Source organism: Rhodospirillum sp. A1_3_36 (assembly GCF_047263945.1).
In the GTDB taxonomy this organism is placed as follows: Bacteria; Pseudomonadota; Alphaproteobacteria; order Rhodospirillales; family Rhodospirillaceae; genus Rhodospirillum.
Genome location: NZ_JBLAVB010000001.1, coordinates 583,852 through 596,074, shown reverse-complemented (window position 1 = coordinate 596,074; position 12,223 = coordinate 583,852). Strand labels below are relative to the sequence as shown.

Sequence of the window (12,223 nt, the reverse complement as noted above, 5' to 3'; positions counted from 1 at the left end):
CGTGAGGGGAGCATATCACCAATTTAGGGAAGTCGCGCGTCCGCGCCAAGCGCTTGCCGTGAGACGGTCATCCAACCCAGGGCCAGAACCTGGAGGACCAAGAGCAGTCCCATGCCCAAGGCAAAGCCCATGGGGGCGTAAGTTGTCCCTTCCGGTGCGGGGAAGGCCTTGATAATAAAACCGACCCCCGCTTGGGCAGCGAAGGCGCTGATGAAGACCAGGACGTTGATTCCCGCATTGACCCGACCGGCCAGATGGATGGGAAAGGCCTGTGAAAGGACAGCGTAGAACAGGATTCCCGTGGTCCCAAAAAAGCCAAAGAGAACCCAGAGGGTAACCCCCAAAAATCCCGAAGGTTGAAACAGCAGGCCTGCCTGGACGGCCATGAAAATGGTTGCTCCGGTCACGGCCACGGCCAAGGGGGGGATACCCCGACGACTCAACCGCTCGGCCAGGGTGCCCAGACCCAGGAACCCACCGACCATGGCCACGGCGACCCAGAACAGGACCCCGGCGGCTTCCCTTGGCTCCAAACCCGCAACGCTGGTCAGCCAGGGGCCGGCCCAGAGGGTCTGAAGCGACATCATGGCCGCCTGCGAGGCGACGGCAAGGGGCGTGATGGTCCAGAATATCTGCGAGGAAACCACGTTGCGCAGGGCACGCAGGGCCGTGGACAGCGATTCGGGGGCATGGTCGGATTTTCGGTCCGGGACAATCAGCAGGACGATCAGGGAAATGGTCAGGGTGAGGAGGGCCAACCCCGAAAATATACTTCTCCAGCCCAGGGCAGCGGCCAAGGCCTCCGCCGGGGCGGTCGCCGACAAGGCGCCCAATCCCCCTGCGGCCATGGCGAATCCGTTGATCATGGGCAGGCGCTGCCTGGGGAACCAGAGAACGAAGGCTTTGAAGGAGGCCATCAGGCAGGCAGAAACACCCAGGCCGACCAACAAGCGGGCCAGAATCAGGCCTTCCAGGGTCTCTGCCCGGGAAAACGCCCAGGACCCAAGGGCAGCGAGCACCAGGAGGGCTGCCAGGATCCGCCGGGGACCAAAGCGATCAAGCATGACCCCTAAGGGAATTTGAAAGCCGGCGAAGGAGAAGAAATAGGCGCTTCCCAGCAATCCCAGGGCCGCAGGGTCCAGGGCGAGGTCGGCTACCAGATTGGGCGCAATAGCCGCGTTGACCGTGCGAAAAACATAGGAAAGATAATACCCTGCAGCAAAGGGCAGAAAGACCCGCAGGGCTGTCATCAAAGGGGGGTCCCGGGTTTCTGGGCCGGTCGCGCTCATGGGAAGTACCATTCGGGGCAGGGGATGGGGGAAATATGGAATGGGAAGGCAATCTTGTGTTTCGGTTCAGCATCCTGAACCTTAAGCTAACCAGCTCCGATGGGGAAAGGAAGACATCCGATGCTGATTGCGCTCGCCACCGACTTCGGATCCACAGGCCCCTATATGGGGCAAATGCGCGCTGTCCTGGCACAACAGGCACCGGAGGCCGTGGTCGTCGACCTGTTCACGGACTTGCCCCGATTCCAACCCAAACCCTCGGCCTATGTTCTGGCTGCCCATTTGGGAGTCCTACCCCGCCCTGCAATCGTCGTCGGTGTGGTTGATCCGGGCGTGGGCACGGATCGGGCCGGGATTCTGGTCCAGGTAGATGGCCTTTGGCTGGTGGGGCCGGACAATGGCTTGTTCGCGCCTTTGGTCCGGCGGGCCAGAGAGGTTCGGGCCTGGCGTTTGCCCGATCCGCCCGCCACGGCCTCGGCTTGTTTCCATGGTCGGGATATTTTTGCTCCAGCTGCGGCTGACTTGGCCCGAGGCCACCTACCCGAAGGGATAGTTTCCCTGGTGCCAGAGAGCCTCGATCGAGTGGAGTGGCCAGACGACCTGGCGGAGGTCGTCTACATGGACGGCTACGGCAACGCTATGACGGGGCTGAGAGCTGCGGCCCTACCCGAAGGCGCGGTAATCCGCGCTGCGGGTAGGCTGTTGCCCCGTTTGCGCACCTTTGGTGAAGCCCCGGTCGGAAGCGCCTTCCACCATGTGAACTCCAATGGTCTGATTGAGGTTGCCGTCAACCAAGGAAGGGCAGATGAAAGTCTAGGTTTAAAACCGGGGAGTCCTATCGATGTCACAGGAGTTTAAAGGGTTCCATGGGAGGGGCATCGGAGAAACGATCTCGATTGGCGAAAAAAATCAGTATTTTGGGCGGCAATTTAGCGGTAGTATGGCGGTTAATACTGTCAGTCCGTCCGTGTATCCTTCGCGGTCGGAGACCAGCTGTTCGGGAATTCCGTGCGGATGAGCCGTTTTATAAAGTTTTGGGGAGTACGGGGCAGCATTGCCTGTCCGTCTCCCAACCATGTGCAATATGGTGGCAACACGAGCTGTATTCAGGTTGTGTTGGATGGTCGCCATGTCGTTCTTGACGCCGGGACCGGGTTGCGGAATTTGGGGGCCTCACCCGACAACAAAGGGGTGGATCACTTCGCCCTTTTGATGACCCATACCCATTGGGACCACATCTTTGGCTTTCCCTTTTTTACGCCAGCTTATAACCCTAACGTGAAGCTGGATGTCTATGCGGGCCATTTGCATGGCAATGGTGGGATTGAAAATCTTCTGGCCAGCCAGATGTCGGATCCCATGTTTCCCGTGCCTCTGGCCAACCTCCACTCCCAAAAAACCTTCGTCGATTTCGAGGCTGGGGCGGGTTTTACCCTGTTCGAAGATATCAAAGTGCGAACAACGCCTCTCAATCACCCAAACGGCGCCACGGGCTATCGCATTGATTATCAGGGGCATTCGCTCTGCTACATCACCGATACGGAGCATGTGGTGGGAAAACCGGACGAGAATATCCTCTCCCTGATTGAAGGGGCGGATTACGTCATCTACGACAGCACCTATACCGAAGAGGAATTTCCCGCCAAGGTCGGTTGGGGCCATTCCACCTGGGAAGAGGGGATGCGTCTCTGCAAGGCGGCTGGTGCGTCCAATCTGGTTATTTTCCACCATGATCCCGACCACGATGATTCTTTCATGGAGCACTTGGAGAAGACGGCCAAGGCGACCTGGGAGGGCTGCATGGTCGCCCGCGATGGCATGGTGATTGATCTGGAGGGGTAACACCGACCTCATGGACAGATTGTGGAAAAGCCCCGGACTGAAGTCTGGGGCTTTCTCGTTTCTGGGTCTTTCGCCTGTCGGAATCGGGGGTGGGGGTTACAACACCTGGAGCATACAGGCCACGATGGGGTGGCGGACGACGTCTTGTTGAGTCAGTCGGACGACGGAAATTTCCTCCAGGGCGCTCAGGCGATTGGCGATGTCGGCCAGACCGGAGACTCCGGGGAGCAGGTCGGACTGATCGGGGTCACCGGTTATGACCATTCGGGAATGCCAGCCCAGGCGGGTCAAAAGCATCTTGATTTGGCCGTAGGTGCAGTTCTGGGCCTCGTCGATGACCACGAAGCTGTTATTCAGAGTCCGGCCCCGCATGTAGGCGATGGGGGCGATCTCGATGGTGCCATCGGCCAAATAGCCTTTCAGGCGCTTCCCGCCCAGGCGGTCTGACAGGGCATCATACAGAGGCCGCAGATAGGGCAGCAGCTTGTCTTCCAGGGTGCCGGGCAGGTAGCCCAGGTTCTCTCCGGCCTCGACAGCGGGACGCGATAGGATGACCCGGTCGATCTGGCCGGCTTCCAGGGCATCAACGGCCGCAGCGATGGCCAGGTAGGTCTTGCCCGTTCCTGCCGGACCAACAGCCAGAGTCAAGGTGGTCTCGGCCATGGCTTCCATCAACGCGCGTTGGTTCTCGTTATGGGGGCGGACCTTGCGCTTGAAGCTCTGGTCGCGGCGCTCGTCAATGGGGTCCCACCCGACTCCCAGGGGGTGAAGCGGAGCGGATCTGCGTTCCTCCATACTGGGCGTCTGACGGTGAGAGCTACGGTTTGTTGGAAAGGCGACGGCGACGGCGCGGGAACGTTTAGCCATGATGGCTTCTCCTCGGGTCGGAGTCATCGAACGGGGGACCCCCACGGAATCGGGCATAAAAAAACGCTTCCAAAAGGGAAGCGTCTGTAGGGGCTGGGGAGACGGCGGTTCACAGAAGACGCGAAGCGCCGGGATGCGATGCGCGGAGGGGTGGTGTCCATGCCTGCCGTGGAAGCCGGTGCTTGTGGCGGTGGAGCGCTGGTTGTGGTTGCCGGACGAAGACCCCGGTGCATCCACATCCCTTTGTAAGCCGCCATGTCCATTTCTCCCACTGGGGAATCAAACTGCGGGGAACCAAACTGCGCATCTGCAAAAAAACGGTACCAGCTTTTCCGAGGGAGTCACCTATTTTTTTTGTGTGATTGGATTCTCACACCTACCATATATGGAAGCCTGTTGTGCTGACTTGCGTCTATGTCTACCATATTCGCCCCTAAGGGCCATTTGGTCACGAAACCTTTTTCCCAATTGGGAACCCATCCCGACTTACGGCGTTGCGATACAAACCCTGCTGACCTACCGTTGGGAGAGCACCCGCCGTTGGGGAAGCTTTTGTGTTCTTTAACGCTGGGCCGCACCCTTTTCTGGGTGCTTGTCTGCGTCTTATGCCTTGGTTCCGCCCTTTTCTGGAAATGTTAACGAACGGAAGACCAATGCCCCCCGGGATGACCACCGTCAGCAAGTACATTGTGATTGAAGATGTCCGGCCCGCCGTGGATGGCGGGCGCTACCCAATCAAACGGGTGGTGGGCGAGCCCATTGCCCTGTCTGCGGTGATTTTCAGGGAAGGGCATGGCGCCCTGCGTGCCGTGGTCAAGTGGCGCCTGAAAGGCAGCCAGATCTGGTCCGAGATCCCCCTTGAACCCATCAATCATGGTCTCGCCCAGTGGGCTGTGACCTTTGTCCCAGGGGAAACCCTGGGGCGGGTGGAATACGCCGTGGAGGCCTGGGGCGACGATTGGGGCTCCTGGCGCCACGAGATGACCGTGAAGAGGGATGCCGGGCAGGACGTGAGCCTGGAAGCCATAGAAGGCATGCACCTGCTGGAGTCCGCCCTGTCGCGCGCAACCGGTCCGGATCGGGACATGCTCGCCCGCTATCTGGCCGACGCCAAGGCCCTGGAAAGCGGAGGCGGTCGGGCCACGGTGTTGCTGTCGGAGAAAGTCCATGCGGTGATGATGCGCAATCCGGATCGCTCCAAGGCGGTGGTCCAGGACCCTGTCTTCGAGGTGATCGTTGACCCCCCCAGCGCGCGCTTTGCCGCTTGGTACGAGATGTTTCCCCGCTCCCAAAGCGGGGTTCCGGGCCAATGGGGCACTTTCAAGGATTGCGAGGCCCGTCTGCCTGACGTGCGGACCATGGGCTTTGATACGCTCTATTTCGTGCCGATCCATCCCATCGGGCGGATGCACCGCAAGGGCCCCAACAACAGCCTGAATGCAGGCCCCCATGACCCCGGAAGCCCCTATGCTATCGGTGCGGAGGAGGGGGGGCATATGGCCGTTCATCCGGAACTGGGCAGTTTGGAGGATTTCCGCCATCTGGTGGGCCGGGCCAAGGAACTGGGAATGGATGTGGCGCTGGATATTGCCATCCAATGCGCCCCTGATCACCCCTGGATCAAGGATCATCCGGACTGGTTCAAATTTCGGCCAGACGGCACCATCAAATACGCCGAAAACCCCCCAAAAAAGTACCAGGATATCGTCAATGTGGAGTTCTGGGGTGACCATCAGGATGCCCTTTGGATGGAGCTGTACCGGGTCTTTAAGTTCTGGGCGGACCAGGGCGTTACGGTCTTTCGCATCGACAACCCGCATACAAAGCCCATCCCCTTCTGGGAATGGGTGATCGGCGCCATCAAGGCCGAGCATCCGGAAGCCATCTTCCTGGCCGAGGCCTTCACCCGTCCCCCCATGATGAAAATGTTGGCCAAGGTGGGCTTCACCCAATCTTACAGCTATTTCACCTGGCGGATTACCAAAGCCGATTTCACCGAATACCTGACGGAACTGACGACCACCGATTGCGCCGAATACATGCGTGTCAACTTCTTCGCCAATACGCCCGATATCCTGCCTTTCCATCTGCAAACGGGGGGGCGTCCGGCCTTCATGTCGCGGTTGGTTCTGGCGGCCACCTTGTCAGGTGTCTACGGCATCTACAACGGCTATGAGTTGTGCGAGAACGATCCGGTGCCGGGAAAGGAGGAGTACAACAATTCCGAGAAGTACGACTTCAAGGTCTGGGATTGGAATCGACCGGGCAATATCAAGGATTTCATCGCAAAGGTGAATTGGATCCGCAACGAGAATCCGGCCCTCCACGAATTCACCAATCTGAACTTCCTGAGGGCAGATAGCGACCAGATTCTGTTCTATTGGAAGGCGACAGAGGATCGGTCCAATATCATCCTTGTGGCCGTGAACCTGGATCCCCACGCCGTCCAGGAAGGACTGCTTTGGTTGCCACTGTTCGAAATGGGACTCCGCGATGATCAACCCTTCCATGTGGAAGAACTGCTGTCGGGGTCCCATCTGGAGTGGACAGGCAGCGCCCATCACTGGCGCTTTGACCCGGATGTTAATCCTGCCGCCATCTTCCGCGTTACCCTATGATTTCCGCGTTATCCTATGATTTTAGAGGGCGAAAAGCCCCCATGCCAATGCCGACTCCGCCCCGTTTCTTCCATCTCCCCGTAGCTTTCAGGTCCCAGCCATGAATGATCCCCTTTGGTACAAGGATGCCATCATCTACCAGCTTCATGTGAAGGCCTTCTTCGATTCGAACGGAGATGGTTTCGGCGATTTCGCCGGTCTCACGGACAAGCTGGATTATCTGTCAGACCTGGGGGTGACCGCCGTTTGGATTCTGCCCTTTTACCCCTCTCCCCTCCGGGATGATGGCTATGACATCGCCGATTATCGGTCGATCCATGGGCGTTATGGCAATATGCGGGACTTCCGCCAGTTCGTGAAAGCTGCCCACGATCGGGGCCTCAAGGTGATTACAGAACTGGTCATCAACCACACCAGCGACCAGCACAAATGGTTCGAAAAGTCCCGGGAGGCCAAGCCCGGCAGTGCCGCGCGCAATATGTACGTCTGGTCGGAAACGGACCAGAAATATCAGGACACCCGGATCATCTTCACTGATACGGAGGCCTCCAATTGGGCCTGGGATCCGGTGGCCAAGGCCTATTACTGGCACCGCTTCTTCAGTCACCAGCCGGACCTGAACTGGGACAATCCCCGGGTCTTCGACGAGATCACCAAGGTGATGAAATTCTGGTTGGACTGCGGCGTGGACGGCATGCGTTTGGACGCCATTCCCTATCTGGTCGAGCGGGAAGGGACGAACAATGAGAACTTGCCGGAAACCCATTTGATCCTGAAACGTCTGCGGGCTTGGCTCGATGCGCACTTCCAGGGCCGTATGCTGCTGGCCGAAGCCAATCAATGGCCCGAGGATGTGCGGGAGTACTTCGGGGACGGCAATGGTGAAGAATGCCACATGGCGTTTCACTTCCCGGTCATGCCCCGCATGTACATGGCCCTCGCCCAGGAAGACCGCCATCCCATCACAGATATCATGCGCCAGACCCCGGAGATCCCCGAGTCCAACCAATGGGCGATCTTCCTGCGCAATCACGACGAACTGACGCTTGAAATGGTCACCGACCGTGAGCGGGACTACATGTATAACTTCTATGCTGTTGATCCCCGGGCGCGGATCAACGTGGGCATTCGTCGCCGTCTTGCTCCCCTGCTGGAGAACGACCGGCGCAAGATCGAACTGATGAACAGTCTGCTCATGTCCATGCCCGGCACCCCTATTGTCTATTACGGTGACGAAATCGGCATGGGGGACAACATTTTCCTGGGCGACCGGGATGGGGTGCGGACCCCCATGCAATGGTCTCCGGACCGAAATGGCGGCTTTTCCCGGGCCGATCCGGCGTCGCTCTATCTGCCCGCGATCATGGACGCCGTCTATGGCTATAACGCAGTCAATGTGGAGGCCCAAAGCCGGTCCGCTTCCTCGTTGCTCAACTGGATGCGTCGTCTGATCGCCGTGCGCAAGCGCCACCAGTCCTTTGGTCGGGGAGTCCTGCGTTTCCTTTACCCCGGCAATCGTAAGGTGCTGGCTTATCTGCGGGAATACGATGGGGAAGTGATCCTTTGCGTGGCGAACCTGTCCCGGGCCTCCCAGCCGGTGGAACTCGACTTGTCTGAGTTCGTCGGGCGGGTGCCCGTGGAGATGTTGGGCAACAGCCCTTTTCCTCCCATCGGGGAACTGAACTACTTCATCACCTTGCAGGCCTATGGTTTCTACTGGTTCCACCTGACCCAGGGGGAAGAAGGGCCGAGCTGGCACGAACCCTATGTGAATGCCTTGCCCGAACTTCAAACCCTGGTCCTGTCCGAAGGGTGGGCGAGCCTGTCCAAGGACGACAACGCCAAGCGCCTCTCCCACGATATTTTGCCCGACTTCCTGGCCAATCAACGTTGGTTTAGCGGTAAGGAATTCACGGTTGACCGGGTCGATAGCATCGATCAGGCGATTCTGCCCAATGGGGGAGAGATGGGCTGGCTGATCACCCTGCTGAAGGCGGAGTTCAAGGGTGGAGAGGGAGGCCAATCCTATCAAATGCCCCTGGAGGTGAGCTGGGAAAGCAAAGAGGAGGATCCCCTCCCGAGTGTGCTGCCCTTCACCTTGGGACGGGTCCGCCGCTTCAATCGGGTGGGCGCCCTGCACGACGCTATGGCCGGCACGGGCTTTTCCGCAGCCGTCGTACGCGCCATGGCCGATGGTCTGGTTGTCCCCACTCAAGGGGGCGGGCAGATGCGCTTTACCCCCACGAGGGCGCTGGAAGAATATGAGATTCCTGGATCAGACCTTGTCGAACGGTTGGGGCGAGAGCAATCCAATACTTCTATGCTCGTTGGACCGGACATGGTGTTGAAGGTCTATCGTCGGATTGAGGCGGGCACCCATCCCGAGGTGGAAATTGGCCGCTTCCTGACGGATGTGGCCGGGTTCGAGAACGCGCCTCCGCTGTTGGGGTCCATGGAGTTGGTGGATGCCAATGGCCATGAAACGGCCCTGGCTGTTCTTCAAGGTTTCGTTCGAAATCAGGGGGATGGCTGGGAATACTTCATGGATTATCTGAAGCGTTTCCTCGAGGAACGGACCCTGGTCAACTATGATGAGGAGAACGCCTTTCCCTTCGATACCGAAACCTCTCCCCATGGATTGGCCTTTTCACTGGCCGAGACCCTGGGGCGACGGGTTGCGGAATTGCACCAGGCCCTGGCCATGGAGACCACCGACCCTGCCTTCGCCCCCGAACCGGTGACCGAGGCGGACATGGAATTCTGGCGGAGCCAGATCCGCAGTCAGTCCATCCAGGCCCGCGCTGCTTTGATCCGTGCCTTGCCGACGCTTCCCGCTGACATGGTTGGGAAGGTGACGGCGATGGTTGACCAATGGCAAGCCGTCGATGCTCTGATCGAAACGCCGATTCCATTGCCCGAAGGGCTGGTGAAAACCCGATACCATGGAGATTTGCACCTGGGGCAGGTCGTCGTGGTCAAGGACGACTTCCAAATCCTGGACTTCGAAGGAGAGCCCATCCGCGGGCTGTCGGAGCGACGGGCCAAGCAATCTCCGCTGAAGGACGTGGCGGGGATGGTCCGCTCGTTCAATTACGTGGCCTGCGCCGCAGTTGCCGCCAACCTGGAAACCCACGGGGAAAGCCGTGTCGATCTGGCGGGGCTGGCTGCCCAATGGGAAGCGGGGTGTCTCCAGGCCTTCATGGTGGGCTATGGTCTGGGGATCGCCGCTTGCCCCTCTGTTCCCCATGAAGCCGAGTCCCTGGAAGGGATGCTTGCCCTCTTTACTTTGGAGAAGGCTCTGTACGAGGTGGCCTACGAGGCGGCGAACCGACCGACTTGGTTGCATATTCCCATTCAGGGAGTGGCCCGCCTTGTCGACTGGCCCCTGGATGAGGATGGCGAAGACGGGCAAAGTGGAGAGGGGATCGCCTGATGGGCCGTTTCCCGCACCGGGTTTGGCCCGGTTGCGCCTATCCCCTGGGGGCCACTTGGGATGGGCGGGGCGTCAATTTTGCCCTCTTCTCGGAGAACGCGGAAAAGGTGGAGCTCTGCCTTTTCGATGGGGACCATGGGGCGGAGGTGGCCCGGGTTCCCCTGCCCGAATATACCGACGAGATTTGGCACGGCTATTTGCCCGATGTCCGACCGGGCCAGCGGTATGGCTACCGGGTCCACGGCCCCTATGCACCCGAGGATGGTCATCGCTTCAATGCCAATAAGCTGGTGCTCGACCCCTATGCGAAGTCCTGGTCGGGACGGTTGGAATGGACGGATGCCCATTATGCCTATCATGTGGGTGCGGCGCGGGAAGACCTGACCTTCGACACCCGGGATAACGCCCGGTTCATGCCCAAATGCGTGGTGGTGGATACGGCGTTCACCTGGGGGGACGACCGCCGACCCAATACACCCTGGCATGAAAGCATCATTTACGAGCTGCACACCAAGGGGTTCACGATCCGCAATCCCGAAGTTCCCAAGGACATTCGAGGAAGCTTTGCGGGCATGTCCACCCAAGCGGTGGTCAAATACCTGAAGGCCCTGGGCATCACCGCAGTGGAATTGTTACCCATCCAAGCCTTCATCAACGACCGGTTCCTCGCCAGGAAGGGGTTGTCGAACTATTGGGGATACAGCTCCCTTGGATATTTCGCCCCCAATCCCGCCTATCTGGCGAGTGGTAAACTGGGGGAGTTCAAGACCTTCGTCCAAGTCATGCATGACGCGGGGATCGAGGTCATTCTGGATGTGGTATACAACCATACTGCCGAAGGCAACCACCTGGGGCCAACCCTGTCCTTCCGGGGCATTGACAACGCCAGTTATTACCGTCTGGCCGAAGACAAACGCTATTATTCGGACAGTACCGGTTGCGGCAATTCGCTGAATATGCGCCATCCCCGGGTCCTGCAATTGGTTATGGATTCCCTGCGTTATTGGGTGGAGGAGATGCATGTCGATGGGTTTCGCTTTGATCTGGCGACAACCCTGGCCCGGGACCACGGCGCCTTCGACCCCCATTCGGTCTTCATGGAAACCATTCGGCAGGATCCCATCCTCTCCACTGCCAAGATGATTGCCGAACCCTGGGATCTGGGGGAGGGGGGCTATCGCGTTGGAGGATTCCCACCGGGATTCGCCGAGTGGAACGACCGGTACCGAGATACGGTTCGGAAGTTCTGGAAGGGGGATGGGGCGCAGGTGCCGGAATTGGCCACACGGCTGACCGGCTCCTCGGATCTGTTCGATCGCAAGGGGCGTTGCCCCTGGGCCAGTGTCAATTTCGTCACTGCCCACGACGGTTTCACCCTGGCCGATCTCGTCTCCTACAATGGCAAGCATAATATCGCCAATGGGGAGGACAACAGGGACGGAACAGACAATAACATTTCTTGGAATCATGGGGAGGAGGGGCCGACAAGCGACCCCGAAATCCGGGCTCTACGTCAGCGGCAGGTCCGTAACTTTCTAACCACTCTGTTGCTCTCCCAAGGGGTGCCCATGCTGGTCGCCGGGGATGAGTTCGGGCGGAGCCAGAAGGGCAACAACAACCCCTATTGCCAGGATAACGAAGTCTCCTGGATCAATTGGGGGGCCATTTCGACCGAAGGGCGCGAGTTATTGCACCTTGTGCGCTGGTTGATTCGCCTGCGTCGCTCCCACATGGTCTTTCGCCGCAATCGCTTTTTCCACGGGGCGCCACTGAGGGGAACGGAGATCAAGGACATCACTTGGCTGAAGCCGGATGGCACGGAACGGAGTGACAGTGATTGGGACGATCCGAACCACCGTTTCTTGGCTTTCCTGATCCGGGGAGAGGCGGGGGAGTATTTCTTGACCGCCATGGGAGAGCCAGAGGCAGACCATAGTTTCCTGATGGCGATGAACGCCCGCGAAGACCCCGTTGACTTGGTTCTGCCCAGCATTGATGCGGGCACCTATTGGGCACCCTTGCTCGATACGGCCTGTCCTGGAGCGGAAACCGCCCCACCCCCGGCGGATGGAGAGGTTTACGTGATGGACAGTCGCTCGGTTTGTCTGTTCCGTCGGGAACCGGGGTCCGGGGACGAGCAGCCGGTGGGACCCTGGGGAAAGGCAAAGTTGTAA

The 12,223-nt window shown here is 59.2% G+C and carries 7 protein-coding genes; 5 read left to right on the top strand and 2 right to left on the bottom strand.

All coding sequences use genetic code 11. The features are described from left to right. Positions 1-23: 23 nt before the first annotated feature. Positions 24-1,289, bottom strand: coding sequence for an MFS transporter (locus ACLIRY_RS02555; protein ID WP_413203767.1), 1,266 nt, complete (start codon positions 1,287-1,289; stop codon positions 24-26). 120 nt (positions 1,290-1,409) lie between these two features. Here ACLIRY_RS02555 and ACLIRY_RS02550 point away from each other — a divergent pair, with 120 nt between their 5' ends. Both ACLIRY_RS02550 and ACLIRY_RS02545 read left to right on the top strand, forming a co-directional pair. After that, positions 1,410-2,147: an S-adenosyl-l-methionine hydroxide adenosyltransferase family protein gene (locus tag ACLIRY_RS02550; protein ID WP_413203766.1), complete on the top strand. Its 738-nt coding sequence runs from the start codon at positions 1,410-1,412 to the stop codon at positions 2,145-2,147. A gap of 156 nt (positions 2,148-2,303) precedes the next feature. After that, positions 2,304-3,131 carry an MBL fold metallo-hydrolase gene (locus tag ACLIRY_RS02545; RefSeq protein WP_413203765.1) on the top strand — a complete coding sequence of 276 codons (828 nt, stop codon included), beginning with the start codon at positions 2,304-2,306 and terminating at the stop codon, positions 3,129-3,131. 96 nt (positions 3,132-3,227) lie between these two features. Here the strand turns inward: ACLIRY_RS02545 and ACLIRY_RS02540 are convergent, their stop codons facing one another. Continuing rightward, positions 3,228-3,998, bottom strand: a complete 771-nt coding sequence (locus tag ACLIRY_RS02540; RefSeq protein ID WP_413203764.1) for a PhoH family protein — start codon at positions 3,996-3,998, stop codon at positions 3,228-3,230. A 605-nt stretch (positions 3,999-4,603) separates the two neighbouring features. On the opposite strand from ACLIRY_RS02540, the gene ACLIRY_RS02535 reads away from it, so the two are divergent. The 3 genes from ACLIRY_RS02535 to glgX all read left to right on the top strand — a co-directional run bounded on the left by ACLIRY_RS02535 (position 4,604) and on the right by glgX (position 12,223). Then, on the top strand, positions 4,604-6,616 hold the full coding sequence (locus tag ACLIRY_RS02535) for an alpha-1,4-glucan--maltose-1-phosphate maltosyltransferase (protein WP_413203763.1): 2,013 nt from the start codon (positions 4,604-4,606) through the stop codon (positions 6,614-6,616). Positions 6,617-6,716: 100 nt separating this feature from the next. Next, on the top strand, positions 6,717-10,049 hold the full coding sequence (gene treS, locus ACLIRY_RS02530; RefSeq protein WP_413203762.1) for a maltose alpha-D-glucosyltransferase: 3,333 nt from the start codon (positions 6,717-6,719) through the stop codon (positions 10,047-10,049). Next, entirely contained in the window at positions 10,049-12,223 is a 2,175-nt protein-coding gene (glgX, locus tag ACLIRY_RS02525; protein ID WP_413203761.1) for a glycogen debranching protein GlgX, read from the top strand. The genes treS and glgX overlap by 1 nt, the downstream gene beginning before the upstream one ends.